General features: G+C 52.7%; 17 protein-coding genes and 5 tRNA genes. 1 reads left to right on the top strand and 21 read right to left on the bottom strand.

Translation table 11 applies throughout. The features are described 5' to 3' along the window. Positions 1-69: 69 nt before the first annotated feature. Positions 70-1,269: an aspartate kinase gene (locus ACJA3I_RS10985; RefSeq protein WP_458862639.1), complete on the bottom strand. Its 1,200-nt coding sequence runs from the start codon at positions 1,267-1,269 to the stop codon at positions 70-72. 220 nt (positions 1,270-1,489) lie between these two features. Between ACJA3I_RS10985 and ytvI the strand changes: the two genes are divergently transcribed. Then, entirely contained in the window at positions 1,490-2,596 is a 1,107-nt protein-coding gene (ytvI, locus tag ACJA3I_RS10990) for a sporulation integral membrane protein YtvI (protein WP_458862640.1), read from the top strand. A gap of 284 nt (positions 2,597-2,880) precedes the next feature. Here ytvI and ACJA3I_RS10995 read toward each other — a convergent pair whose 3' ends face one another. From ACJA3I_RS10995 to ACJA3I_RS11090, 20 genes are all read right to left on the bottom strand, one after another. Next, entirely contained in the window at positions 2,881-4,974 is a 2,094-nt protein-coding gene (locus ACJA3I_RS10995) for a two-component system response regulator (RefSeq protein ID WP_458862641.1), read from the bottom strand. Positions 4,975-5,142: 168 nt separating this feature from the next. Further along, positions 5,143-5,526, bottom strand: a complete 384-nt coding sequence (locus ACJA3I_RS11000) for an Hpt domain-containing protein (RefSeq protein WP_458862642.1) — start codon at positions 5,524-5,526, stop codon at positions 5,143-5,145. Then, the gene (locus ACJA3I_RS11005) at positions 5,514-6,464 is read right to left on the bottom strand and encodes a GGDEF domain-containing protein (protein WP_458862643.1); all 951 of its coding nucleotides are present in this window, start codon (positions 6,462-6,464) and stop codon (positions 5,514-5,516) included. Before ACJA3I_RS11005 ends, ACJA3I_RS11000 begins: the two co-directional genes overlap by 13 nt. Positions 6,465-6,650: 186 nt before the next feature. Next, positions 6,651-10,298 carry a PAS domain-containing hybrid sensor histidine kinase/response regulator gene (locus ACJA3I_RS11010; protein ID WP_458862644.1) on the bottom strand — a complete coding sequence of 1,216 codons (3,648 nt, stop codon included), beginning with the start codon at positions 10,296-10,298 and terminating at the stop codon, positions 6,651-6,653. Next, positions 10,295-12,103: an ATP-binding protein gene (locus ACJA3I_RS11015; RefSeq protein WP_458862645.1), complete on the bottom strand. Its 1,809-nt coding sequence runs from the start codon at positions 12,101-12,103 to the stop codon at positions 10,295-10,297. The genes ACJA3I_RS11010 and ACJA3I_RS11015 overlap by 4 nt, the downstream gene beginning before the upstream one ends. Positions 12,104-12,132: 29 nt before the next feature. Then, entirely contained in the window at positions 12,133-13,788 is a 1,656-nt protein-coding gene (locus ACJA3I_RS11020) for a PAS domain-containing protein (protein WP_458862646.1), read from the bottom strand. Then, on the bottom strand, positions 13,785-15,944 hold the full coding sequence (locus ACJA3I_RS11025; RefSeq protein ID WP_458862647.1) for a PocR ligand-binding domain-containing protein: 2,160 nt from the start codon (positions 15,942-15,944) through the stop codon (positions 13,785-13,787). The genes ACJA3I_RS11020 and ACJA3I_RS11025 overlap by 4 nt, the downstream gene beginning before the upstream one ends. Positions 15,945-16,539: 595 nt before the next feature. After that, a complete protein-coding gene (locus ACJA3I_RS11030; protein WP_458862648.1) occupies positions 16,540-18,543 on the bottom strand; it encodes an ATP-binding protein in 2,004 nt (667 codons plus the stop codon). 233 nt (positions 18,544-18,776) lie between these two features. Continuing rightward, positions 18,777-19,346, bottom strand: a complete 570-nt coding sequence (locus tag ACJA3I_RS11035; RefSeq protein ID WP_458862649.1) for a histidine phosphatase family protein — start codon at positions 19,344-19,346, stop codon at positions 18,777-18,779. A gap of 230 nt (positions 19,347-19,576) precedes the next feature. Beyond that, a tRNA-Lys gene (locus ACJA3I_RS11040) sits at positions 19,577-19,652 on the bottom strand. Positions 19,653-19,656: 4 nt separating this feature from the next. Next, positions 19,657-19,731: transfer RNA gene (locus tag ACJA3I_RS11045), tRNA-Gln, on the bottom strand. Between the two features lie 43 nt (positions 19,732-19,774). Further along, a tRNA-His gene (locus tag ACJA3I_RS11050) sits at positions 19,775-19,851 on the bottom strand. 10 nt (positions 19,852-19,861) lie between these two features. Further along, a tRNA-Arg gene (locus tag ACJA3I_RS11055) sits at positions 19,862-19,938 on the bottom strand. A 26-nt stretch (positions 19,939-19,964) separates the two neighbouring features. After that, positions 19,965-20,038 (bottom strand) — tRNA-Gly (locus ACJA3I_RS11060). Between the two features lie 111 nt (positions 20,039-20,149). After that, a complete protein-coding gene (locus ACJA3I_RS11065; RefSeq protein ID WP_458862650.1) occupies positions 20,150-22,528 on the bottom strand; it encodes an ATP-dependent Clp protease ATP-binding subunit in 2,379 nt (792 codons plus the stop codon). Between the two features lie 196 nt (positions 22,529-22,724). Continuing rightward, positions 22,725-23,375 carry a CvpA family protein gene (locus ACJA3I_RS11070; RefSeq protein WP_458862651.1) on the bottom strand — a complete coding sequence of 217 codons (651 nt, stop codon included), beginning with the start codon at positions 23,373-23,375 and terminating at the stop codon, positions 22,725-22,727. 13 nt (positions 23,376-23,388) lie between these two features. Next, positions 23,389-24,588 (bottom strand): DUF5711 family protein, encoded by a 1,200-nt coding sequence (locus tag ACJA3I_RS11075; protein WP_458862652.1) that lies wholly within the window; start codon positions 24,586-24,588, stop codon positions 23,389-23,391. Continuing rightward, positions 24,575-25,345 carry a tRNA pseudouridine(38-40) synthase TruA gene (truA, locus tag ACJA3I_RS11080; protein WP_458862653.1) on the bottom strand — a complete coding sequence of 257 codons (771 nt, stop codon included), beginning with the start codon at positions 25,343-25,345 and terminating at the stop codon, positions 24,575-24,577. Before truA ends, ACJA3I_RS11075 begins: the two co-directional genes overlap by 14 nt. Next, a complete protein-coding gene (locus tag ACJA3I_RS11085) occupies positions 25,336-26,139 on the bottom strand; it encodes an energy-coupling factor transporter transmembrane component T family protein (protein ID WP_458862654.1) in 804 nt (267 codons plus the stop codon). The genes truA and ACJA3I_RS11085 overlap by 10 nt, the downstream gene beginning before the upstream one ends. Further along, positions 26,132-26,995, bottom strand: coding sequence for an energy-coupling factor transporter ATPase (locus ACJA3I_RS11090; protein WP_458862655.1), 864 nt, complete (start codon positions 26,993-26,995; stop codon positions 26,132-26,134). Before ACJA3I_RS11090 ends, ACJA3I_RS11085 begins: the two co-directional genes overlap by 8 nt.

Below are 26,995 nucleotides of genomic sequence, written 5' to 3' on the forward strand. Positions count from 1 at the left end.
TGGGAAGCCGCCATAAAAAAACAGCCGTCAAAAGGAATCATGATCCCTTTTGGCGGCTGTTTGGAAATTTCACCCGAAGAATTTATCGTGGATGGCCTGCATGGCCCGCTGGGCGTCTTCGCTTTTGATGATGACGGAAACCTTGATCTCGCTGGTGGAAACGAACATGATATTGATATCCTGCTCATAAAGCGCTTCAAACATATCGGAAGCCACACCGGCGTTGCCCGCCATGCCCGCGCCAACGATCGAAATTTTGCAGACATTTTCATCGATCATGAAATATTCAAAATTCACATCTTCCTGATTTTGTAAAATTTCCAGGGCGCGCTGGGCGCTGTTCTGCGTTACCGTGAAGCTGATATGCTTCTTGCCGCCTTCCGCCGCCGATTGAACGATCATATCCACATTGATTTTTTCTTTTGCCAACAAGGCGAAAATGCGATAAGCGATGCCCGGCACATCGTTTGTGCCTGTCAGGCTGATCACTGCAACATCCATATCGCGGGCAAGGCCGCTGACATTTCTGCGCTCCATGGTTTCCTCCTTCACGATCGTGCCCGGCAGATCGACAAAGCTTGAACGCACCTCCATGGGCACATGGTAGTTCTTTGCCATTTCCACCGAACGGTTATGCAGGACCTGAGCCCCCAGAGAGGCCAGCTCCAGCATTTCATCATAAGTAATTTCGCTGAGTTTTTTTGCCGAAGGCACAATGCGGGGGTCGGCGGTATAAACGCCGTCTACATCGGTATAAATGATACATTTTTCCGCGCCCAGCGCCGCCGCCACAGCCACGGCCGAAGTATCGCTTCCGCCCCGGCCGATGGTGGTGATATCGCCATATTCATCGATGCCCTGGAAGCCCGCGATCACCACCACTTTGCGCTGGGCCAGCTCGCTGCGGATGCGCTGGCCTTCCACCTGGCGGATGCGGGCTGAAGAATGCTGGTTGTCTGTGCGCACCCCGGCCTGCCAGCCGGTGAGGGAAACCGCGGGCACCCCCAGCTGATGCAGCGCCATGGTCAGCAGCGAAATAGAGATCTGCTCGCCGCTGGCCAGCAGCATATCCATCTCTCTGCGCGAGGGGCAGCCGCTGACCTCCGCGGCTTTTTGTAAAAGCTCATCGGTGGTATGCCCCTGGGCCGAAACCACCACCGCCACATCGTTGCCCTGGCGCCAGCAATCTGAGATCAGCTGGGCGGCGCGGCGCAGGCGGGTGGTATCGGCCACAGAGGTTCCCCCGAATTTCTGTACGATAAATGCCACTGTTTGTTCCTCCGTTCTGAGGCGTTCCAAAATCATTCCATTCTATGTTCTGCCCACAACAAGCGTGATAACTCTTTCGCTTTTCTTAAGATTGTCTGCAATTCATTATTTTAAAGGCAATCCTCTGTTATTTCCATTGGGATGTTGTATAATAGAAACAGAAATGTTCGCCTCTTCATGAGTGATTCTTCCATGAAAAGAAGTGCAAAGGGGGTTTCTTATGCAAATGCACGAAAACCGCTATATCGATTTTCTGCTCAAATTGATCTATCTTGTTTTGATCCTCGCGGGGATCGTCTTGTTTTTCAAATATGTATTCAAATGGCTGATCCCGCTGTTGGTGGCTTTTCTGCTTTCGCGCCTGATCGCCAAACCCGTGGGATATTTTCACCGCAAGTTCCGCATCAACCGCAAATTTTCCACCATCTTTTTCACCTTGGCCACGGTGGCGCTGCTGGGCTTTCTATTATATGCCCTGGTGGGGCGTCTGGTGACGGAAGGCACCCAGATGATGCGGGAAGTGCCCGCCGCGGTGGATGCGCTGCCGCAAAGGATCTCTGCGGCTTCCGCTTCATTCGATGCTTTTTTGACCAGATATCATCTGGATTCTTTCGCCCCCAAGCTGGGGCTGGATTCTTTGGACGGCATCCTTTCGGCGATCAAACTGCCGGATATCAAATTCACCAGTGTCTTATCTTCTGTTTCGTGGGCGGCCTCGGGGCTCCCCACAGTGTTGATCACCACCGTTTTCATTTTGCTTTCCACTTATTTTCTCTGCGGCGAGCAAGACAGGATCTATGGTTTCCTGGCGGAAGCGCTGGGCGCGCGCCATATGCTGCTTGTTCGCAAGCTGAAGGATTTTCTCATCAATTCCGTGGGAAAATGGCTGAAAGCACAGGGCATTTTGATCTGCATCACCTGTTTTGAGCTGTTTATCGGGTTCAGCATCATGCATATTTCTTATGCCGGTCTTCTGGCGCTTCTGGTGGCGGTGATCGATGCGCTGCCGATCCTCGGCGTGGGCACGGTGCTGCTGCCGTGGAGCGTTCTGGCGCTGCTTTCGGGCGATCTTCGCCGCGCGCTGACCCTCTGCCTGCTTTATGGCATCGTCTTGCTGGTTCGAAATTCCATCGAACCGCGCATCGTGGGGGCGCAGCTGGGGCTTGATCCCTTCGTTACGCTGCTGTGCATCTATTTCGGCTATCGGATGGCGGGCTTCGCAGGGATGTTCATCGTTCCCGTCGTGGTGCTCACCGCGCTGAAGCTTCACGAATGGGGATATCTGAACGGCGAAGATAAATCCGATCTGCCGCCGGGCCGTTCTTAACGGCACCATTTTTCACCAAAGAAAAGTGCCGCTGTTATTCTACCACGCCGTGAAAACACTTACAACCAAAAGCATCGCCGATTCTCCTTCTTTTCTGCGATTTTCATGGTTTTTTTGCTCAAATATCATAAAAGAGGAAGTTATCGCTTATAACTTCCTCTTTTTCTTCTCATCGGTGAACTTCCATCTTTTCACTGAAGGCGCTTTCTTTCAAAGAAAGCGCCTTTTGCGTTTTTACCGTCTTGCGCGGCAGCGCGCGGCTGTATTCTTTTTTCGCGCGGCGCTTATTCGCCCTGCGGGAAAAACTGGGCAAACAAAATGCTTGACGCTTCGTTGAGCCCCCAATAGCGAACCACCATTTTCACGCAGGAAACGGTTTGGTCGTGAGCCGTGAGCGAGAAACAGCAAACGCAAGTTTCTTTGGTTTTCGCCGCATAATGGCAGGTTTCAATGATGCGCTTTTGCTCTTCGGCCGTGATGCTGGGTTCCACCGCGATTCCAATGGTTTTATCCATCATATAATTCGATTCGAAAAAGTCATGGAAGCTTTCGTTGACACGCAGCACACGGATGCGCTGCGCGGCAAGCTCATAAACCGCCACAGGTTCTTCCAGGCTGTTGAAAAGCAGTTCATTCTGGGGATTGGCCGACCACAGGGTGTGGGCCACCTGATGCAGATTTTCCGAGCGCAGCTCGGTTGGCACCTGATGTTTCCCATCGATCAGCTGCTCATATTCGGAAACGGGCATGGGTTTTGCGAAATAATAGCCCTGCACATAATTGCAGCCGATGCTTTTCAAAAAGGCTGCCTGTTCGGCGGTTTCCACGCCTTCCATGATCACGGGGGTATGCAGCCAGCCGGCCATGAGGATGGCCGAAGCCAGAATGCTTCTGCTGCGCTCCATATCCGAATCGCCGGCCAAAAACTTCATGTCGATCTTGAGGATATTCACATGGATATCTTTCAGCGTATTGAGTGAAGAATATCCGCTGCCGAAGTCATCCATCAGGATCACGAACCCATAATTCTGCAATTCTTCGACCACGCGCTCCATCACCTGCGGGTTTGCCATATAAGCGCTTTCGGTCATTTCCAGATGCAGCAGCTCAACAGGGATGCGGTATTGTTCCACAAGCCCCGTTAAAATAGCCACCAGATTGGGGTTATATAAATTCACGCGGGATACATTGACCGAGATGGGCCCGGGATGGCGGCCTTCATCGATCCATTTGCGCAGCAGGCAGCAAACATGCTCCCACATATAATGGTCGATCTTGCCGATGAAGCCGTTTTGCTCGAACACGGGGATGAAAATTCCCGGCGAAAGCATCCCTTTTTCGGGATGACGCCAGCGGATCAGGGCTTCCGCGCCATAAGGGGCCTCGGTATCCAGATCATACTTCGGCTGAAGATAGACCTCGAACTGCTCGGCATCCATGGCTTTTTGCATCTCGTTGACGATCCACTGGTTCTCAAGGATGCGCTTGCTCATTTCGGGCTTATAGTAGCTGATATATTCCAGATAGCTGCCTTTGCAGTCATGGGCGGCCAAAGTGGCCAGTTCATACATTTTCTGCGGCTTTTCTTTTTTATCGTGGATCTCATAAACGCCGAAGGAAGGCACCAGGCGGTATTCCTTGTTATAATCCGCCAGCGCTTCAAAGGCGCGCCGGGCTTCGGCCCGAATCACTTCTTCGCGGTTGGGAACGCACAGGCAGAACGCATCGGCATTGATCCTGCCATACACGCATTTTTTGCATCGCCCCGCAATCTGTCTGATCCAATCGGCCATGAAGCGCAGCAGCTTATCCCCTTCTTCTTCGCCCCAGAAGGAGTTATAGGTTTGGAACCTGTCGATATCCACACGGACCATGGCATACTCACCCTGCGGGTCTTCTTCCAGCAGATGACGAACCGCCGTGAAAAACGCCGTTCTGTTGAGCAGCTCTGTCAGCGGATCGTGCTCATAGACGAATTTCATCTGACTGACAAGATAATATTGGCTGCGGATGATGACATTCTTCAGCCGGGTCAAAAGCGTCGCGGGGTGATAGGGCTTGGAAACGAAATCCCACGCGCCCAGATCCAGCACTTTCTGCTCTGTTCCCGCATCTTTATCGCCGGTGACGGCAATGATGGGCAGTTCCGCACAAGGCGTTTCTTTAAAGCGCCGCAAAAACTCATATCCATCCATCACGGGCATCACCAAATCCAAAAGAATCGCCGCGATCTCTTCATGGTGTTCCAGCTGCTCCAGCGCTTCCGCGCCGTTTTCGGCTTCCAGCACATCATAATCAAAGCGAAGCAGGCCGGCCAGGATCTGGCGGTTGATGCGCTGATCGTCTACGATCAAAATCGTGAGTTTTTCTTTCTCCATATCATTTCACCCCATTTCCGTTGAAACCACCGGCTTTGCCGCAGAACCCCCGCCAACGCGCCCGGTCGATATCTTTGATGACATGCCGCCAAAAAACTTTTCCTTCGGTGCCGGAGGAGGCGGCGCTATCATATCCCCCGCCCAGCTTATTCTTTTCACTCTGCTGCATCAGTGTATTCCTTTTTCATCCGCCCGCAAAAGCTCTTTGAGCTTTTCGCGCTGCTGCATCAGTTTTTCATAATGTTCCGCCGTGCCGTTAACAGTGCCGCTGCGCAGGGGTTCCACAATGTCGCAAGCCTCTTGATACATGGGTGTAATGCCCATATTGGCCAAAACGCCCTTCAGGCTGTGGGCGTGCTCAAACGCGGTTTTCACTTCTTCCTGTGCCAACGCCCTGCCCAGCTCTTCGAAGCTTTCTTCCAGGGGCACCTGTTCTAAAAGGCGGCAGTAAAAATCCGTATTGCCCACAAATCTGGGCAGCGCGCCCTCAATATCGCAGCCCCACGCGGCCAAGCGTTTGAGCAAAAGTTCGTTTTTGGTTACCTCTGGCATGATTGCGTTCCCCCGTTCCCACTCACAGTTTCTTTTTTATTGAATACATCTGTTCCTGCTTTTGCTTTTCTGTCTTTTCCCTGATACATCATCCGGTCGGCCGCTTCGATCAGATCTTCCCATTCCCAATCTCTGCCCAGCGTTTCGCTGGAAGCGATTCCATAAGTAAAATCAAAGCCAAACTGAGTCTGATCGGATAAATAGCAGATTTTTCTCATCTCGTTATTATAATGATGGATCTCTTCTTCAAAGCGATGCTGCGGAATGCCGCAGGCGATCACCAGCAATTCATCTCCGCCAAAGCGGATCACCAGCCGTTCTTTCCCCTTATCGCGCCGGTTGAAATGCAGCTTCCAGAACCCCGCCACATCTTTCAAAAGCCGGTCGCCGGCGTTATGGCCATAGCGATCGTTGATCTCTTTGAACCCATCCATATCGATAAAGGCCAGATTGACCGTGATATCCTCTTCATGGCAGCATTTCAGCGAGGGCAGAAAATGCTCATCCAGAAAGCGGCGGTTATAAACCCCTGTTAAGGAATCGGTGATGAGCATCTGATTATAGTTGCTGATCAGCATACCGATCTGATCGCGCTGGTCGGTATCCATGATCAGGCGGTCGGTCACATCCTTCACCAGCTCCAGAATGCCGGGGTGACCCTCGGTTTTGAGAAAACGCGAGCAGACCCAATAAGTATGCCCATTGAAAATTTCGAGTTTATAGGCGGTATCCTGCCGTTGCAGCGCGCGCAAAGAAGTGCAGTTCTCACAGCGCTCACAGCGCCCCCAGACCGTGTGGCATGCTTCGCCGGTGAGGTTTTCCCCGTCTTCTTGTAAAACCTTCTTTGCCACCGGATCTACCAAACGAACAATATCGTTTTCATCGCGCATCAGCTCGAGGAACTGCCGGGCTTCTTCCTTTGTAAATTCAATTTTCATGATATGATCCTTTCTTGAGGCGCCGTGAAATGCTCGGGATTTGCATGGATGATCGCACAGAGTTCCTCAAAGTATTTTTTAACTGCTTCACCTTGGTTCTCACAGTGATTTTTCTTTTCAGAAAGATAGAATTTCTCTTTCACCTAAGATAGAATTTCTCTTTCACCTTTTTCTTCTCCCAAACTTTTATTGCGGCATGTTTTTTTCATTTTTCATCAGATGCCGCTTTAAGGTTTCATAAAGCAGCTTGGGTTCGATGGGCTTCGCCAGATGCGCATTCATGCCGGCATCCATCGATTGGTTCACATCTTCCTGAAAGGCGTTGGCCGTCATGGCCAGGATCGGCACTTTTTTTGCATCGGCCTTTCTCATGGCGCGGATCGCCCTTGTGGCTTCCAGACCATCCATCACCGGCATGCGCACATCCATCAGGATGGCATCGAAATGGCCCACCGCCGCCGCGGCAAAAGCTTCCACCGCTTCGGCGCCGTTAGAAACCAGTTCCACCGCGCAGCTTTTCATTTCCAGCAGGTTGCGCGCGATCTCGGCGTTGATGGTGTTATCTTCGGCCAGTAAGACCGTCTTGCCCACAAAATCATATTGCGGCTCCTGCGGCGCGGCCGCCTCGCTTTTATTCAAAAATACATTTTCAAAAGCACGGGTGACGGAAGAAGCAAAAATCGGCTTTTTCATGAACAGATCGACCCCCGCAGCCAGCGCTTTTTTCTCGATATCCGCCCAATCATAGGCCGTCATAATGATGATGGTCACATCCGGCCCCACAATCTTGCGGATCTCGCGGGCGGTGGCAATGCCATCCATATCCGGCATCTGCCAATCCAGCAGGATCAAATCATAATCCTGCCTGATCCGGTGGCGCTCTTCCACCTTTTCAATGGCGCCGGCCCCCGATTCCACATATTCCGTTTTCAGCCCCGCTTCTTTCAAAATCAGCTGGGTATGCTGGCAGACGATGATATCATCATCCACAATGAGGGTGGAAAGCGGGCGCAGCATCTGCCCCATCTGCCGCCGGCGGATGGCATCGCCGGTGAGCCCCAGTTCGACTTCCACCGTAAATTCACTGCCGATATTCTTGATGGAATGAACGGTGATATCGCCGTTCATCAGATGCACGATATTTTTGGAAATGGCAAGGCCGAGGCCTGTTCCGCCATAAACGGAAGTGCGCCCGCGGTTTTCCTGGGCGAACGGTTCGAACAGGTGGCCGATGAATTTTTCATCGATGCCGATGCCCGTATCGGATATTTCGAAACGCAGCCGGGCTTTTTCTCTCGTGCTGGAAATCTGCTCGATCATAAAATGGATCTTGCCGCCGCTGGGGGTAAATTTCACCGCGTTGCCCAACAGATTGATCAGCACCTGCTGCAGCTTGGGCGCATCGCCCAGATAGCTTTCTTCGGTATAGCTTTTCAGCACGCATTCATAATCGATGCCGCTGTTGCGGCACTGTTCATATAAAATCGTGTTGATGCCATCCACCATTTCTTCAAAGTGGAACGGTTCGTTTCTCAGCGCCAGCCTGCCGCTTTCGATGCGCGACATATCGAGGATATCGTTGATAAGCGAAAGCAGGAACCGCGCCGAAATGCCTATTTTCTGAAGATGATCCACCATGCTGTCGGAAATATCTTTTTCCTGCAAAGCGATGGCATCCAGCCCGATGATGGCGTTCATCGGCGTGCGGATCTCATGGCTCATGCGGGAAAGGAATTCTGTTTTTGCCACAGAAGCCTGCTCCGCCGCCGCCAGCGCCGCTTCCAGCTTGGTGCGGCTTTCGCGTTCCTGTTCAAAAATTTCCGTCACATCCGTGAACAGCAGCACAAGGGTATCCCTGTTCTCATCCAGATAAAAGATATCGCTTTTCATGCGGCACAGCTGATGTGCTCCCATCTTTCCGCTTCGGTCATGCCGGTTATAATAAATCGTTTCAACCGGCGCATGTTCCAGTTTTTGGGTCACCGTCTCCAGATTCAGCTGCCGGCAAAGCTGCTCCTGTTTTTCCGGCGGCACTAATTCAGCGATCACTTCTTTCAAAGCATCTTCGTAAGGCATAGCGTGAAACACAAGATCTTCTTTATTCTTGGTCGCCTGAAGATACAGCTTCTTCGTCTGCAGGCTCACATAAGCCACGGCTTCATAATTCATATCGATGATTCTGGAATAAATTTCTTTGCGGATCACTTCATCCTGGATATCTTTTGTGTAATAAAACGCGATCAAGTCGCCGTTTTCCGGTTCGGGCAGCACTTCCACCGTGGTGGAAACCCACTTGGTCTCTTTGCCGATATAGCGGCGATAGCAGATCTGCGTGCTGTGTTTCCCCTCGCTGACGATTTTTTTCATGGCGGCAGCGCTGCAGGCGGCAATAAACTTCCTGCGTTCTTCCGCATTGGGAATGCGCGCCGCCACCCGCAGGAAAAGTTCACGCGTGGTGGGGCAGGATTCTTGCATCTGGGGGCAGACGCTCAGCGCTTCCCGCAGCATTTCGTCGGTGATCTTGACCTCCAGCATAGAGGTATCTTCAGTTTGGATATCAGGGAACGCGCCTTTGGTCAGATTGAAGGTGAACGCTTCAAAAATGCCGCCCTCCAGCGTTTTCAGCCGCACTCTTTCACGGCGGATGCGTTCTTCCGCATTTTTGCGCGAAGTTACATTAATGGAATATCCCTGAACGCGGATCAAATTTCCGCCGGCATCGCGCACAGCCTTCAGCCGCATTTTTTCCCAATATAAAGCGGCCCGATATGCGAAGCGGATCAGGCATTCGGCTTCTTCCGCGCCGCCGTTGATGGCGCCGATGGCCGCGCGCACGGCCTGGGCATCTTCTTCGTTACACTTCACATATTCCAGAAAATCTTCGGGGAAGTTTTCCCACACCGTGGGCAGTTCCGAAAGGTGCCTGCTCACTGTGTTGATCTCACAGCGGGCCGCATCGGGATAATAAGTGAAAAACTGGATATCCGAATTTTCCATCATCTCTTTCAGCGCGTTGCGGCTGGCAGAAAGGATCTCTTCCGCCTGTTTCTGCTGATCGAGATCATAATAGGTGGCGTAATAATAAGTCGTGCCGTTTTCCTCATAAGCCGCGCGAAAGCGGATATTGACCCAATGCAGCTGGCCATCGATGCCCACCACACGGTAATCGACGCTGCCTGTTTCCTGCGGGAATCCCTTGATGCGCGAATATTCCTCTGCAATAAAATGTTTGTCGGGCGGATAGACCGCTTCCATGATTTGAGCGCCCATATATCCGTTCCAGCTCTCGCGGGTGTTATGCTGCATTTCAAAACAGCCGTCGTTGGCGAAATCCAGATAAAACACGCCGTCGCTTTCATGCAGGATCGCCACGCCGCCGGGAATATTATCGATCAGCTTGCTGTAATTTTCCGCCGCTTTTGCCCGCGCTTCGGCTTCGATGGAAGAAGTGATATCATGGCAAATGCCATATAACCCGATGATCTGCCCTTCGTCATCCCGAATGGCATATTTCCAGGTTTTCCCCCAGCGGGGCGCTGCGCCGCGCATGGGCAGCGGTTCGATCTTGCCCAAAATGGGTTCGCCGCTTTCAATAACTTTCCGGTTGTCGGCGCGATAGCTTTTGGCAAGTTTTTGAGGGAAGAGCTCTTCATCTGTTTTCCCGACCAGTTGCTCGGCAGTCTCATATCCCGTCAGCTTTGCCACAGTTTCGGAAACGCGTTCATACCGAAGATTTCGGTCAATAATAAAAAGATAATCTTCGCTGTTTTTCATCATCTCGCGAAGCGTATCATTTGCGAAACATCTGGCGGCGCATTGTTCGGCTTCCTTCATTTTTTCTGCTTTCCTTTGCGCGATTTCTCGATCTCTTTGGCAAGGGTATCATACAGCGCGGCGGGTTTGATGGGTTTGGAAAGATGCGCGTTCATCCCCGCCCGAATACAGCTTTCACGGTCTTCTTCAAAAGCATTGGCGGTCAAAGCAATGATCGGAATCGTTTTCGCATCGAGCCGATCAAGCCCGCGGATGGTTTTTGCCGCCGTCAGACCATCCATCACCGGCATGCGCATATCCATTAAAACCGCATCATAAGCGCCCACCGTCGAAGCTTTAAATTTTTCGACACCGATGCGCCCGTTTGCGGCGCGCTCTGTCTGCGCGCCATGCCGCCGCAAAAGTCTCACGGCGATCTCGGCATTGATATCGTTATCTTCGCAAATCAAAATACGCCTGCCCTGCAAAGCGTTTTCGTCGAGATTCTGCGGCGCGGCCGATTCCCCGGGCAGCCTTTGCAGCTCCATTTCCAAGATGACGGCGGTGCCCAGGCCATATCGGCTTTCGATATGGATCGATCCGCCCATCAGTTCCACCAGATTTTTAACAATGGCAAGGCCCAGCCCTGTTCCGCCCTGATCGTCATCCCGCTCGCGCTCAAACGGATCGAACGCGCGGGCGGCAAATTCGGGCGACGTGCCAATGCCGTTATCCCAAATGGTGAATCTCACTTTCGCATAATCTTCGCTTTGGGCAAGCTCTTCGATCTTCAATCGAATCCGGCCGTATTCCTGTGTATATTTTACCGCGTTCGTCAGCAGATTGACAAAAATTTGGATAAATCTTGTTTTATCTACCAGAATACGATCGACAAACTCTCCCTCAGGCCCGACAATTTCGAACATTTGGTATTTTTGCGCACATTGAAGGCCGATCACATTGCGCAATGTGGCGCAAAATTCTTCGAAGACAAGAGGCTCCGGATGAAGTTCCAGCCGTTTGCTTTCGATCTTCGACATATCCAGAATATCATTAATGATGCCCAGCAGATATTCGCCCGACCGGTTGATCTCGGCCAGATAGCGTTTTATTTCTGCCTGGGGCAGCTTTTCTTCCATTGCAAGGCGTGACAGGCCGATCACGCCGCTGAGCGGGGTCCTCAGGTCATGGCTCATGCGGGCGAGAAAATCGGTTTTGGCAGCGTTGGCTTTTTCTGCCTGGCGCAGCGCATCACGCACCATGGCCAATTGCCGCTGTTCCTGCGCATAGGCGGCGGTAACATCGGTTCTCACCACCAGAATTTCTCCGCTCGGTTCATCCAGCCAGGCATAGCGCAGCTGGCGCCGCGAGGCGCTCTCCCCTTCCGTTCGGATATAAGAAGTTTCATATCTTCCCTTTTCTTTCAAAACGGCAAGGATCGTATCCAGCGCCGTGATCTCGCGCATATGGCGGCGTTCTTCGGGCGCGGCGAAACAATCGCACACATAATCAAGGCATGCTTCATAGGGCACGCGCTCATGTAATGCCGGTTTTTGGATTTCGGGCTTTTTGTTATAAAATTCGAATTCCTGCGTGTGGGTATAGATAATGCCCACATAATCGAATTCATCTTCGCAGACACGCCGCGCGATTTCTTCGCGTTTGCGTATCTCTGTTACATCGGCGGCATAAGTCACCGCCTCAATATCGCCGGTCGTTGGGTTATGCAGCATATTGAGTGTTCCTCTGACCCAATGGCAGCATCCATCCGGCAGGCGCAGCGGGTATTCAAAAATTTCCTGTGTTTTGCCTTCGCTGAAAGATTTCAGCAATTGCTGGCGGCCAAACACCGCCAAAAAATTCTTGCGGTCTTCTTCGCGGATCATCAGCGACGCCAGCGCGGCCACATGGCGGTCTACGGTTCCCGAGGCCGCTTTGCCAACTGCGCAGAAAAAACGCCCTGGCCGTCTTCTGTCAGATTCCGGGTGATATTATGGCGAAAAGAACCGATGGCTTCGGGATTGACGCTGAGCAGCTGCTGAAATTCACGGCGGAACCGATCCTGTTCGAAGCGCTGGGCCGTTACATCGCGGCCAATGCCGCAAACCGTCATCAACCCGTCGTTTTCATCGCGCACAGCGGTGCAGACAACATTCCAGATGACCTTTTCCTTTGCTGCTTGCAACTCGAATTCGCAGCAGGCCTCCTGCTGCCCCGCATCGATCTTTCGATACATTTCCAAAAAAGCACTACGGTCTTTTTCGGCCACCAGCGCAGAAAGTGTCTGCGGCCCATTTTCGATTTTCTGAGGAATGCCCAGCCGCAGGCAGGTTTCTTTGGTATAAGCGTTATCCATCATCATCTCGATGCGATGAGTGGCTGCATCATATTCCCACACGATCAGCTTGCTGCCCTGGGCGGCCGCGCGATACATCTGGCGGCTTTTCAGCGCCTGCTCCCCCGCATATTTTTCGGCGCTTCGGTCAAACAGGCAAACGAACACAATGGCCGCGCCATCCCGCAAAATCGTTTTCATCATCAGCTGATACCATCGATATTGCGTTTCGCCTTCCCGCAGAAATCGAAAATCGATCTGCGACGAACCGGGGGTGCCGCAATGGCTCATGATTTCAAAAACCTTCTCTGCATCCTGCGGATGCACCTGTGAAAGCATCTCACGACCGCCTTCAAAAAAATCTTCCGCCCGGAACCCCAGAAGATCCGTCAGCTTTTGGTTGATCACATTGCCAAAAGCCTTTTCGCCGCGAATCGTGCATACGCCAAGCCCCACCGGCAGATTATCCACCACGATATCAAGCGTTTCTCTGCTGAATTTCAGCTCATCCTGCCGCTTTTTTTCCTCGGTGGTATCTTTCAGAAAAATCACGAACGCATCATGCCCACACCAGCTGACAAAACGATGGGTGACCTGTTCCCAACCGCCGCGGTTCGAGCGGCGCTGCACGGCGCCGTACCTTTTGCCGTTGGATGTATTTTGCTTTAAAAAGCAGTTTTTACAAGGCTGATCGATGCCATATAAAAAAGATTGGCAGGTTTGGTTTAAAAGGTTGCCATCCGTAAAGACGCTGTTTTTCCTTGCTTTTTCGTTGGCATACAGCAGTTCATGGGTTTGCCTGTCGATGACGATGGCAATGCGCTCGGAAGCATCCGCCGCTTCCTGATAAATGCCGCCCGAAGCGGCAATATCGGAAAACTGAACAAGCAGCACAGGCTCTGCCCCCATCTCACCGCAGACATGTGCATCAATCCTTAAGCAGATAAAACCTTTGACACCATGGTAAACACGGCAAAAATAAGTGAACGCCTTGCCCGCGCGCAGCCCTTCGGCAACAGCCCCCCGAAGGCCTGCACGATCGGTGGGCAGCACCATCTCGGCGGCATCGTCGCGGGCAATTTCAAAATATTCTTCATAAGAGAAGCCCAAACCGGGCAAAAGATCATCAGAGAGATATAGGGTTTCCAGCGCACCATCTTGATGCACGCGATAGAGCGCCGTTGCGTCAGGGGAAAACACGGTAAAATGTTCTAACATCTCCTGCGTGATCTTCATGATATCTCCCCTCTCTCATTATGGATCCAACGCTGCAGCGCCTCAAACAATTTCTCGGGCCGGATCGGCTTGGAAAGATGTTCATTCATCCCCGATTCCAAACATTTGCGCCGATCTTCTTCAAACGCATCCGCCGTCATGGCGATGATGGGCACGGTTTTTGCATCCGGCCTCGGCAGCGCGCGAATCGCCCCCGCCGCTTCATAGCCGTCCATCACAGGCATGCGGATATCCATTAAAACAGCGTCATAAAAATGCACGGTGGATCGGCGGAAACATTCCAGCCCCCGGCGCCCGTTTTCCGCCACTTCCACCAGAATACCTTTTTCTTTCATCAGTTCCCGCGCGATCTGCTGATTGAGCGGATGATCTTCGCACAGCAGGATATGCGCCCCCCGCAGGAATCCTTCTTCGGGGTTTGCTCCTTCGCGTAGGGTTTTCGGCCCGAGGTCTTCCACGCTGTCAAAATCGATCTCCACCGTGAAAGCGGTGCCTCTGCCCACTTCGCTTTCCACGCGGATGGTTCCGCCCATCAGATCCACCATACATTTGGCAATGGCAAGCCCCAGCCCCGAACCGCGCTGCTGTGAAACATCGTTTCGCCCTTCTTGCGTGAACGGGTCAAACAATACTTCCTGAAATTCTTTGCGGATGCCGATGCCCGTGTCGATCACATCCACCCGCATATGCAGCCTGCCTTCGGTTCCGATGGGCCGAAATACCACGCGATAGGTGATGGTTCCGCCTTCCGGCGTATATTTCACCGCGTTGGAAAGCAAATTGAACACCACCTGATTGATGCGCAGCTTATCCATCACCGGAACGCGGCCTTCGACGGTTTCTGCTTCTACCACGAAACGCTGATTTTTTTCACGGAACAGGGGGCGGAACACAGCATCCAGATATTCATAAAATTCCTCGGGCGGATAAGGTTCGGGATGCAGTTCGATCTTATCGCTTTCCGCTTTCGTCATATCCAGAATATCGTTGATAAGCCCCAGTAAAAATTCGGAAGAGGCGTCGATCTTTTTCAGGCAATCGGCTGTTTTGGGCGGGTTCGGCTCTTTTGCCGCCAGATAGCTCATGCCCAGAATGCCATTGATCGGCGTGCGGATATCGTGACTCATGCGCGAGAGAAATTCGGATTTCGCCTGGTTGGCGCGATTGGCCCGTCTGGCCGATTCTTTCAGCGCCCGCTGGATGGCCAGTTCTTTTTCTTTTTCTTCCTGAATATTTTCCAGCGCATAGATCACATGGGATACCCGGCCATCGGCGCCGCGGTTGGCCTCGATGAAAACGGCGCGATACCAGCCGCCGTCATAGCCGATGAATTCATGCCCCATGCTCTGGCGGCTGCCCATTCGTTCCTGCAGGGTGGAAAGATCGACAAAATGAAGAAGTTCCGCCTGATATTCCGCCGCCGCAAAATATCGGCAGCCCTCTGCCAGCAAACCGGCCGCGTCGCTTCGCGCCCCGATAATGGCATGGAGTGTATGGGGGGCATCCAGTTCCAGCATACGGTCGTTTTTCAAATCGATATAGTAATCGCAAAAATAGATCTTGCTCAGGGAAGAAATGATCTCGGCGCGCTCGGATAACGAAGAGGCATTCATCCGCGCCGCATAGCTCGAGCGAACAAACAGGTTGATCACATTGGCCAGCAGATCGGCTGAAGCGCGGATCTCTTCCTGTGAGCGGATATTCACTTTGCGCAGCGCTTTGAGATAAGCCTGCTCATCGATGCCCAGCTGGCGGGCCGTGGCGCGAAACTGCTCTTCATCGGGCTGTTCCGGCAGCACCTGGCCGCCCACAATATTGCCCAGCAGCGTTCCGTCTTCCAAAGTGATGGGTGCCGCAAAATCCAACAGCCCCGCGTGGCATAAATAAATGCCCTTGCCTTTTCGATCGCATTCGATGCATCTGCGCAGCCCTTCGGGGCTTTTGCGCGTTAAGTTATAGCAAAAATCGGTGAAATTATAGCACCCGCTCACATATTCCCCATCGCTGCCCACCGCCACGGTGGCAAGGCCCGTGCTTTTGGCCCAATCCTGCATCAGGCGGTCGAATTTTTCCATATCGCAGAAATCGGGAATATTCAGTTTTGTCAACGCGGAAGGCGGCAAAATGCTTTCCGTTTTCTTTCGTTTTGCTTCCATAAGCATTCTCCCTGTGAAACACTTTCAGGCTGCCGCGGCAAAATTTTTGCATGGCAAAGCCCGAACCGTTCTGCGCAGCCCAAAATCGCCGAAGCGCAAAGCGGAACTTCGCAAGCCCGTCATCCCCTGTGCGCCGCATAAAATCAAAAACGCCTTTTGCCGCTTTTCACGGGCTGCCGATCGCCTGTTCAGGCATTTTCAAAACGGTTTCTTTCCACGCGATCTTCCCGAAAAAACTCGTATACGAACGGCATTCGGCCTTAAAATCATCATACGCCACGGTACTTTCAAAATCAACTGTCTTTAGCGCAAAACCCGTATATTTTTGGCGTTTTTGGCGTTTTTCCCTTTTTTCCGCACAGGGTATGGGAGTTTACTCGCAGTGTATTTTACTCTTCTTTTCGTGCTCTTGTTGAACGCATCCGCCTATCGCCGATCGGCATTTTTCAAAATGTCGATTCATTCCGTTGCCGCGGCGCAAAAACCATGTTCTTTTCTTCAATTTTCTGTTTTCAACGGATATCGATGGTTTTCACCCGTCGATGATTAAAAAAACCGTCGATCTGTTTGACAGATCGGCGGCCTTGAAACTCTATCAATCCATAGGGCGTTTTTTCAAATGCTCGGCCAGCGCCCGATAAAACATTTGAGGCTCGATGGGCTTTGCCAAATGGGCGTTCATGCCCGCTTCCAGGCATCTTTCGATATCTTCGGCGAAAGCGTCGGCCGTCATGGCGATGATCGGCACAGTTTGGGCATCCGCCCGCTCCAATTCACGAATGGCCTGCGTGGCCGTGATGCCATCCATCACGGGCATTCGAATATCCATCAGGATCGCGTCAAACTCGCCGGGCTTTGAAGCGGCGAAGCATTCCAGCCCGATCTTTCCGTTTTCGGCCGTTATGACCTCAACCCCTTTTTGCCGCAGCAGCGCACAGGCGATCTCGCGGTTGAGCTTGTTATCTTCACAGAGAAGCATTTTTCTCCCGCTCAATTCTTCGTTGGGGCTGTGCTCTGTGGGGCTCTGCCTGTTCTGAATATCAGTGGTTTCCCGCAGATACATCCGAACCGTAAACTCTGTGCCTTCACCTTTTCGGCTGTTCACGGTGATGCTTCCGCCCATCAGTTCCACCAGCTGTTTCACGATGGAAAGGCCCAGACCCACCCCATAAGCTTCATAGCCCTGCTGGTTTTCCTGCGCAAAGGGTTCATACAGCTGTGACAGAAATTCCTTGCTCATGCCGATTCCATTATCGCGGATGGAAAAAACCAGATCCGGATCGGCATTTGCCCCGGGCACATCTTTCACGGTGACCCAAATGCTGCCGCCCTCGGGCGTATATTTCACGGCGTTGGTCAGCAGATTCAGCAGAATTTTTTCAACATTCAGCCGGTCGGCCAGAATCGTTCTGGGGCGATATCCCGAAGAATCCACCGAAAAAGCGATTTTTTTCTGTTCGGCCATGGCGGCAACGGCGGGCAGGATAGATGCGCCGATGTCTTCGGTGAACACCGGCCGGGGCAGGATCTTCAGTTTGCCGTTGCCGATTTTTGAAATCATCAGCGTATCATTCACAAGTTCCAGCAAAAACTTCCCCGAAGCCTGTATTTTTTGAAGGTAACTGTTTTTCATTTCATCGGAAAGTTCGGGCTTTTGCGCCAGCGACGCAAACCCGATCACGGCGTTCAGCGGTGTGCGCATATCATGGCTGATGCAGGAAAAGAACCTGTCTTTTGCTTCGACAGCGGCGTGTTCGCGCATCATCAGACAATAGGCGCGCCATAAAATCACGCTGAGGAAGCACCCCGCGGCGAACATCACCAGCGCTTTTGAGCGTTCTGACGAGGTGTTCACCTTTTTAAGCGCCAGTTTCCATGCATGATGCGGCACCTGAATCGTTCCCACCGCCATGTTTTCTACTTTCATGTTTTCGTCGCCGGCAATGACAAGGCGTTCCTGATTTTCGTTGATGCAGTAAAGCTGGAAATCATAGCCGGATTCCGCCAAATGTTCCAGCCCGACTTCTTTCAAAGCGTCGGGAAGATCGAGAACGATGGCCGAAAACCCCCAGAAGTATTCCTGGCCTTTTCCATCCTTCAAAAAAACAGGGTTGCGGGCCACCACGCCAAGCCCCCCCTGGATCAGATGGTAAGGCCCCGAAAGCGCAATGCTTTTGGTATCGATGGCCAGCTGTGCGTCTTTTTTCCGCTCGGGGATCTGCAGAAAATTTTTGCCCATCACCGCTTCGTTCCCTTTTAAAGGGTAAGAATAGGTCACCACCGCCCCGGGCATATATTGGATGCCGCGGATGCCGCTGTTTCGTTGATAGACAAGCTTCGCCGTGTCTTCAAAAACATCTTCTGTGATATCACCGTTTTCGAGCTTCACCACCGCGGCCAGAATATCGGTTTTATGAAAAAAGGCGTTCACCAAATTTTCTGTTCGTTCCGCATATAACGCGCAGACGCGTTCGATATCTTTTTGGCTGCGCACGCGAAGGCCCTGATAATACCAAGCGGAAAAGAGGATCGAAGCGGCGACCCCCAACACTAAAATCCAAATTGCTCTGCCCTTCCAGGCGCGTGATCTGTTCGCCATAACGGAAGCCTCCCGTCCGAATCGCCTGCCGCCTTTCACGGCCCGCGATCCTACCCGCCGATTTCAAGCCGACAAAGCACCGCTTTCACATTTTTCATCGGATGCCGTTTCCGCTTTTAATTGCTTTGATTTTAACAGTTTGCTTTTTGTTATGCAACAGAAATCATGCAGACCGAGGCGACAGTTTTCACAAATTTTTTTGCTTCTTTTTTCCACCCCCGGCGCAAAAAAATTCATTGCTCAAAAACATTGATATATTCTATTTTGGGCGCTGCATTTTTCCTGAATTCGAACCGAACGATCCATGGGAACAGCCCTTTGATCTTCACAAATTCTTCATAACCGTAGCTCGGATCAAAATAGCGAATCACCGTGCTCAGCGCCGTTCCGTGGCTGCCGATAACGATATTTTTGCCTGGCAGATGCGACAGAATCATCGAAAGCGCGCGGATGCTTCGATCCTGCACCTCCTGCAGCGATTCTCCACCCGCCAGTTTATAAGAAAAATCCTGCCACTGCTGCCGCGAAAACGCCTCGAAATCTTCGATCCACGCGTTGTCTACAGCCCGCTCTTTGAAGCCATCCGCCATAACGATGGGCAGCCCTGCGCTTTCCGCAAAGGGCTTGATCGTATCCACCGCCCGTTTATAAGGGCTTGAAAATACGGCATCGATCTTTTTATCCGCCAGATATCGGGTGACCAGCGCGGTATCTGCCAGCCCCTTGGCTGTCAGTTCGCGATCACGGTCGACATGGTTTTCATAATTGGGCTCGGCATGCCTCACAAAATAAACAGTCGTCATGCAGATTTTTCCTTTCCCGTGCATTCATTTTTCCTATTTTTCCTATTTTTCCTATTTTTTCTATCCTATCACAGAAAATTCTCTTCCGCAAGCCCAAGATGCGGCGCGCAGGCACAACCATATATTGTCTATTTGTTTTTAAGGGATTCCGCCCCAGCCTATGGTTGGGCCACCCTGATTTTAGTTTTTTAGGCAAAGAAAAAAACCACTTCGTTTGAAGTGGTTTTTTGTGGTGACCCATCGGCGATTCGAACGCCGGACACCCTCCTTAAAAGGGAGGTGCTCTGCCTGCTGAGCTAATGGGTCATATTGGCTGGGATGGCAGGATTTGAACCTACGAATGCGGGAGTCAAAGTCCCGTGCCTTACCCCTTGGCTACATCCCAATGTGGCAACAATAAAGGTGCACCGCCGGGTGAAGAAAGTAAATGGGGTGGATGACCGGATTCGAACCGGCGACCCCCAGAGCCACAATCTGGTGCTCTAACCAACTGAGCTACACCCACCATTTTTAAATGGCGCGCCCGGAGGGACTCGAACCCCCAACCTACTGCTTAGAAGGCAGTTGCTCTATCCTGCTGAGCTACGGGCGCATACCGAAAGCAGCCGTAGCCACTTATGGAGCGGGTGATGGGAATCGGACCCACGTAACCAGCTTGGAAGGCTGGAATTCTACCATTGAACTACACCCGCGAACTAGTCAGCTTTGATAGTATAGCATGGTGATGCGGGCTTGTCAAGGTATTTTCTATTTATTTTTTCTCTGCCGGAAAGTTCTATTTCCTTCCGGCAGAGAGAATAAAATCAACCTACCTGAAGCAACAGCTTTTCATCTTTCACAGTAGCGTGAAGCTCTGTTAAAGGTTTTTGATACGCTGCAATGATGAAGCTTGCCGCCTGATCCTCAATTTCCTTTTGGATCGTGCGCCGCAAATTGCGCGCTCCGTATTTAATAGAATACGACACTTTTACCAAAAAGTCAACTACCGATTGGTCATAATCGAAGGAAATTCCGTTGCCTTTTAAAGTTTCGGTTAAATCGCCCAACATAATGCGTGCGATGGCCGCAAAATCTGTTTCAGTTAACTGATTGAACGGCACGATTTCATCGATTCTGTTGAGGAATTCGGGGCGCATGATCTCGGAAAGAGCCTTCATGGACTTATCGCGGCTTTGCTGTGTGACGCTTCGGCCAAAGCCCACGGCGCCATCCTGCCGGTCGGAACCGGCGTTCGAGGTCATGATGATCACGGTGTTTTCAAAAGAAACCCTTCTGCCCTGTGAATCGGTGGCAACGCCGTCATCCAATATCTGCAGCATCACATTCAGCACATCGGGGTGCGCCTTTTCGATTTCATCGAACAGCACCACGCTATAGGGGCGGCGGCGGATCTTTTCCGTCAGCTGGCCCGCTTCATCATAGCCCACATATCCCGGAGGGGCGCCTAACAGCTTCGACACGCTGTGTTTTTCCATAAATTCGCTCATATCCAGCCGGATGAGCGCATCGGGGGTATCGAACAGATCGGTGGCCAGGCATTTGACAAGCTCGGTTTTGCCCACGCCAGTAGGGCCCACAAAAATAAAGGAAACAGGCTTATGCTTCGGCGAAACCCCCGCGCGGCTGCGGCGGATGGCGGCCGCCACGGCGTCTACCGCTTCATCCTGACCGATCACGCGGCTTTTCAGGCGTTTTTCCAGTGTGATCAGGCGCTCGAATTCCTGCTGCTGCACTTTGCTTGCGGGGATCTTCGTCCACAACTCAATTACATTGGCCAGATCATCGATGGCAAGCTCGGGCATCGGCAGATCTTTCACCGCATCCAGGCGGCTGTTGAGCTTCAGCTCTTTGCTGCGCAGATCGGCCAGTTTCTGATAGGTTTCATCGGTTTGTTCGATCTGCAGCAATTCTTCGCGTTCCTGTTCCAGCTGCTGCAGCTCGTGGGTCACCCTTGCCTTTTCGTTGATGGCATCGTTTTTCAGGTTGATCTCGGAACAGGCTTCATCGATCAGGTCGATGGCCTTATCGGGCAGAAAGCGGTCGTTGATATAGCGCTCGGAAAGATAGACCGCCTGTCTGGCCGCCTCATCGCCGATATGCACCCCATGGAATTTTTCATAATAACCGCGAATGCCTTTGATGATCTCCACCGTTTGCTCCATGGAAGGTTCGCTGATGGTCACAGGCTGAAAGCGGCGTTCCAACGCGGTATCTTTTTCGATATGCTGGCGGTATTCTTTGAAAGTCGTGGCGCCGATGACCTGCACTTCCCCGCGGGAAAGCGCCGGTTTCAAAATATTGGCGGCGTTCATCGAGCCTTCGGCATCGCCCGCCCCCACCAGATTATGCACTTCATCGATGACCAGAATAATGTTGCCCAGCCGTTTCACTTCATCGATCAGGCCCTTCATGCGGCTTTCAAACTGGCCGCGGAACTGCGTTCCCGCCACCATGGCCGTCATATCCAGAAGCCAGACTTCTTTATCCTGCAATTTATAAGGCACTTCGCCCGCCGCGATCTTCTGGGCCAGCCCCTCGGCCACGGCGGTTTTGCCCACGCCCGGTTCACCGATGAGGCAGGGGTTGTTTTTTTGGCGGCGGTTCAAGATCTGGATCACGCGCTCGGTCTCGCTTTCGCGGCCGATCACCCGATCCAGCCCGCCTTCGCGCGCTTTTTTGGTGAGATCGGTGGCATAGTTATTTAAAAACTTGCGCTGTTTGTCGCTGTGTTTTTTCTTTTTAGCCTCTTTTTTCTCTTCATCGCTTTTCTGGGAGCGCAGCGAATTGAAAAACGGGATCACGGGGATGCGGGATTGGTTTTCATCCTCATCTTCGTCGTTTTCATTCTCATTTTCTTCGCCGTCTTCTTCGTCTTCGTCGTCTTCTTCGCTCTGCCATTCTTCGGGCGACGCGCCGCCCATCATGCCGTTCAGCCCGCCCATGCCGCTTAAAAGCCCGCTGAGCAGTTCTTCGGGGTCGCCGTTGCGCAATTCTTCCGCCACGGTTTCGATATCTTCATCGCTGATGTTCAGTTTTTCGATCATATCGGTAACGGGTTTGATCCCCAGTTCTTTCGCGCATTTCAGGCAAAGGCCTTCGTTGATCGTTTTGCCGTTTTCAAGCCTTGTGATAAATAAAACGGCCACATTCTTTTTGCAGCGGCTGCAAAGTGGCATTTCCATATCGTGTTCTCATCCGTTTCTCCGCATGGCGTTTCGTTGGAAAAGCAGGCAGCCCGCCATGCGGCTGAACGGCCTGCGTCTTTATCGTTATTATGCAATAGAATCCGAAAGAAAAAAAGAAATAAACTGTAAATTCAAGGCGAAAATTCTATCCATTCTTGCCAAATGCCGCCCGACGGCGGCATTTGTTGCTTTCTTATCGAATAAAGCGGAAGACCGTGCTGCCGATGATGCTTTGAGAAATGCTTTCTTGCGAAAGCACCCCCGCCACCCCCTGGGGCGCGAAGGCCGTGAGGCCCACACAAAGCACGACGACCACCAAAACGCCCGAACAGGCGCCCAGCAAACACCCCGCCGTGCGGTTGATCCCGCTCACCAGCGGGATATCGGCGCTGAACACCTGGGCAGCCACCCAGATGGCCAGCTTGATGAGGAAAAACGCCAGCAGGAACACCAGAAGCGGCGCGATCTCTTTGCTGATGGTCTCGGCGGCCGAATTCAAAATATTATGGCCTGTTTCCGCGATCTTATCCCCCACTTCCTGCGTCAAGCCATGGGGAACATGAAGCGCTTTGAGCAGCTGCCCCAGATTTTGCGAGGTGGCGTCATAAGGCTGCTGCACCGTTTGCAAAACGCTGCTTTTTTCGGCCGCACGGCTTAAAAAGCTTCGGCAGAGCGGGGTCAGAATTTCCTGAGCCTGCGCCGTCAGCTTGGGAACAGCCCATTTTGCCGCGCCGAAATAAGCGATGACTGTGCCGAACGCCCCGGCAAACAGCCGAAAAAGCCCCTTGCGCCCCGCAAGAAAAGTCATGCCCAGAATGATGCAAAGAAAAATAAGATCCGCCATGGTTCTCCTTTCGTTACGCCAGTTTCAGCTCCTCTGCCCGATCCGCATAAATCACCATCACTTTGCCGTCGCTGCATAAAATGATATCGCGGGCACTGATCTCTTTTGCGGATTTCGCGGCCTGCGGATCGCCCAGCGTTTCACACACCACGCTGTCGGAAAGCAGCACCGCCACCTTATCGCCCGAAGTCGAAAGGCTTCTCACCGCCGCGGGATATTGCCGGTCGAGCAGCAGGCTGCCCTTTTCATCGGCGGTGACCACGCGGCTGCGGTTTTCGCGGTCGCCGGTTTCCAGCGCCACGGTGGGCAGCATGCCCGCCTTATGGCTGAAAGTGACCAGCGAACCCCGTGGATAAGCAAAGCTGCCGCGCAGCTGCCCCGCGCCGTCATAGAAAAAGATGCCCTGATCCGTCACCAGCGCCAGCGAATCGTTTTTATAATATTCCATGGAATAAACCGTTAAACTGCCCAGCGGAATATCCGCTTTCGGGTCTTCTTTGGAAGTATCGAAAACGCGGATGGCGGAAACCCTGCTGCCGTCTTTCTGGCTCATGCAGAGAACGGCCATCTGTTTCAGGTCGGGCGCGGCGGCGGCCTGCATAATATAATATTCAGAGGTCTTCCATTTAAACCTTCTTTTTTGGTGCATATCATAAAGCGTCACCGCCGCGCGGTAACCCTGTTCATCGGTCACCACGCAAAAAGCGCCCGCCGTGTTCACATTGGCCGAAATGATATCGGAAGACAGCGAGGTTTCCCACAAAGAGGTATAGCGGTTGGTGAAGCAAAGCTTTTTGCCGCCGCGGTCATAAGCCAGCATATTATCGGAAGCCACGCTCAGCGCCGGGTTTGCATATTTCAGCTGAACGCTGAGTTCTTCGCGCCCCGCGCCGTTGATAAAGCTTAAGGTGTCGCTGCTCAGCACGGCAAGGCCGCTGCCAAAATCATCATACACACTGTCTGTTCCCGCTTCGAAGCTATAGCCCGCGAATTCGGCGTTCTGCCCGTTTTGCGCCGCCGAAACGGTGGCCGCCAGCTTGCGCAGGCTGGAAAGCGTCAGCTGTTCATGGTAATTCCACACACAATAGATCATCGAGCAGAGCAGCCCCAGCAGGGCGATGCTTTTCAGCAGCCCGCAGGCCGCGCCGCGCCGATCCGGGCGGAATTTTGTAATATTGCCGCCCTCTGATGCAATTACATTATTTTCTGCCATCGAGTGCCTCCATGCCGTAATTCAGCGCCGAAAGATAAAGGCCGCAGGCGGGCGCCGTGGGCCCGGCCTGTTCCCTGTCGCGCGATTCCAGAACCGCGGGGATCTGATCGGCCATGATCTTATGAAGCCCGCAATAGATCAGTGTACCCGAAATGGCGCGCACCATATTATATAAGAACCCATCCGCGCAAACGCGGATCGAGATCAGATCGCCTTTTTTTTCGGTTTCGCAATAGTGAATGGTTCGAATGGGGCTGCGCACAGGGGTGCCTTCGCTGCGCACCGCCGAAAAATCATGTTTGCCCACAAAATGCTTTGCCGCCCGGGCCATTTCTTCATAATCCAGCGCCGAAGGGCAAAAATAGGCTCTGTTATGATAAAACGGGTCGCGCATGCGGCTGTTATAGATCTGGTAAGTATATTCTTTGCTGATGCAGCTGAAACGCGCGTCAAAATCCATGGGCATTTCAAGCGCCTGTGTCACGCCGATATCCATGGGCAGATAAGCGTTGACGGCAAGGGGCAGCTTTTCCAGCGGGATCTTGATTTCCAGCCTGCCGTTGGCCACATAAAGCCTGGCGTGAACGCCCGCATCCGTGCGCCCGCAGCCGGAAAGCGTTATTTTTTGGCCCGTGGCCTTTTCAATGGCTTCCTGCATCATCTGCTGAATGGTCATGGCGTTGTTCTGATATTGCCAGCCATGATAGGCCGTGCCCAGATAGGCCAATTTAAACGCGATATTTCTCATCATGGCCATACCTTTGTCACCACCATCACCGCCGCGAAAAACACACAGCAGATCGCGAAAGCGGCGGCGTCATTTTTGCCCATTTTCAGCTGTTTCAGCCGGGTCCTGCCCGCGCCGCCGCGATAAAGGCGGCATTCCATCGCCACCGAAAGCTCATCGGCGCGGCGAAACGCCGAAACGAAAAGCGGAACCAGAACCGGTATCAGCGCTTTGGCGCGGCGAATGATGTTGCCTGTTTCAAAATCGGCGCCGCGGGCCTTTTGGGCGTTGATGATCTTTTCTGTTTCTTCGATCAGCGTGGGGATGAACCGCAGCGCAATGGTCATCATCATGGCGAATTCATGCACCGGCACATGAAGCCTGTTCAGCGGCCGGAACAGCGTTTCGATGGAATCTGTCAGCGCCACGGGCGAAGTGGTATAGGTGAGCAGCGAAGTGGCCGCAATCAGCATCACGATGCGCGCCACCATGAACGCCGCCAAAACGATGCCTTCCTGCGTGATCTGAAAGATCCAGAACCGCCACAGCACCTGCCCGGGGGTATAAAGCATATTCAAAAGCGCCGTGAAAACGGCCAGAAACGCAATGGGCTTCAGACTTTTGGCCACCATTTTAAAGCTGATATGCGAAATTTTGATGACCGCCACCAAAGAAAGGGCGAACAGCCCATAGGCGGCCACGCCTTTGGCCAAAAACAGAAACACGATATAAGCGAAAGTCAAAATCAGCTTGGTGCGCCCATCCAGCCGATGCACGGGGCTTTCCACGGGAAAATATTGCCCAATGGTGATATCTTTAAGCATGAGCGCCTCCTTTCAGGGCCAAAAGCTGCTGCCTGGCCTGTTCCACGGTATATACCGCCGTATCCACCGGCGCGCCCATCTCTTTCATTTTTAAAAACACGCGGGTGATCTGGGGCACATCCAGCCCTGCTTCCATCAGCTCACGCGCGTGGGTGAACACCTCTTTGGGGGTGCCGCTCATGAACACCCTGGCGTCTTTCATCACAATGATGCGCGAAGCCAGTTTTGCGGCGTCTTCCATGCTGTGGGTCACAAACAAGATCGTCACGCCGTGTTTTTCGTGATATTCACGGATATAGCGAAAAATATCTTCTCTGCCGCGGGGGTCGAGCCCCGCGGCGGGTTCATCCAAAATCAAAACTTCGGGCCGCATGGCCAGCACGCCGGCCAGCGCCACGCGGCGCTTCTGGCCGCCGGAAAGATCGAAGGGCGATTTTTCAAGCATATCTTCGCCCATGCCGCAGGCGGCCAGCGATTCGATCACGCGGGCGCGGATCTCTTCTTCCCCCAGCCCCATATTGCGCGGGCCATAAGCCACATCGGCAAAAATCGTTTCTTCAAACAGCTGATGCTCGGGATATTGAAACACCAGCCCCACCCGAAAACGGCTTGCGCGGGTGAATTCGGGCGATTCCCAGATATCGCGGCCATCGATCAGCATCCGCCCCGAAGTGGGCTTGAGCAGCGCGTTGAAATGCTGGATCAGTGTGGATTTCCCCGAGCCGGTGTGGCCGATGAGCGCCACCAGCTCGCCCCGCTCGATGGAAAGGTTCACCTTTTCGATGGCTGTTTTTTCGAAAGGCGTGCCCGGGCTGTAAATATAGGTCAGGTTTTCCGCTTTTAAAATTTCGCTCAC

Origin of the sequence: Acidaminobacterium chupaoyuni (genome assembly GCF_047936785.1) — a bacterium.
GTDB classification, from domain to species: Bacteria; Bacillota; Clostridia; order Oscillospirales; family Butyricicoccaceae; genus Acidaminobacterium; species Acidaminobacterium chupaoyuni.

Coding starts and splice junctions, on each gene's coding strand:
- ACJA3I_RS10995 (WP_458862641.1), bottom strand. CDS start 4,974: ATGGAGAAAGAAAAACTCACGATTTTGATCGTAGACGATCAGCGCATC.
- ACJA3I_RS11015 (WP_458862645.1), bottom strand. CDS start 12,103: ATGATCCGCGAAGAAGACCGCAAGAATTTTTTGGCGGTGTTTGGCCGC.
- ACJA3I_RS11035 (WP_458862649.1), bottom strand. CDS start 19,346: ATGACGACTGTTTATTTTGTGAGGCATGCCGAGCCCAATTATGAAAAC.
- ACJA3I_RS11065 (WP_458862650.1), bottom strand. CDS start 22,528: ATGGAAATGCCACTTTGCAGCCGCTGCAAAAAGAATGTGGCCGTTTTA.
- ACJA3I_RS11005 (WP_458862643.1), bottom strand. CDS start 6,464: ATGAAAATTGAATTTACAAAGGAAGAAGCCCGGCAGTTCCTCGAGCTG.
- ACJA3I_RS11070 (WP_458862651.1), bottom strand. CDS start 23,375: ATGGCGGATCTTATTTTTCTTTGCATCATTCTGGGCATGACTTTTCTT.
- ytvI (WP_458862640.1), top strand. CDS start 1,490: ATGCAAATGCACGAAAACCGCTATATCGATTTTCTGCTCAAATTGATC.
- ACJA3I_RS11010 (WP_458862644.1), bottom strand. CDS start 10,298: ATGAAGGAAGCCGAACAATGCGCCGCCAGATGTTTCGCAAATGATACG.
- ACJA3I_RS11075 (WP_458862652.1), bottom strand. CDS start 24,588: ATGGCAGAAAATAATGTAATTGCATCAGAGGGCGGCAATATTACAAAA.
- ACJA3I_RS11020 (WP_458862646.1), bottom strand. CDS start 13,788: ATGAAGATCACGCAGGAGATGTTAGAACATTTTACCGTGTTTTCCCCT.
- ACJA3I_RS11025 (WP_458862647.1), bottom strand. CDS start 15,944: ATGGAAGCAAAACGAAAGAAAACGGAAAGCATTTTGCCGCCTTCCGCG.
- ACJA3I_RS11030 (WP_458862648.1), bottom strand. CDS start 18,543: ATGGCGAACAGATCACGCGCCTGGAAGGGCAGAGCAATTTGGATTTTA.
- ACJA3I_RS11000 (WP_458862642.1), bottom strand. CDS start 5,526: ATGCCAGAGGTAACCAAAAACGAACTTTTGCTCAAACGCTTGGCCGCG.
- ACJA3I_RS11085 (WP_458862654.1), bottom strand. CDS start 26,139: ATGCTTAAAGATATCACCATTGGGCAATATTTTCCCGTGGAAAGCCCC.
- truA (WP_458862653.1), bottom strand. CDS start 25,345: ATGGCCATGATGAGAAATATCGCGTTTAAATTGGCCTATCTGGGCACG.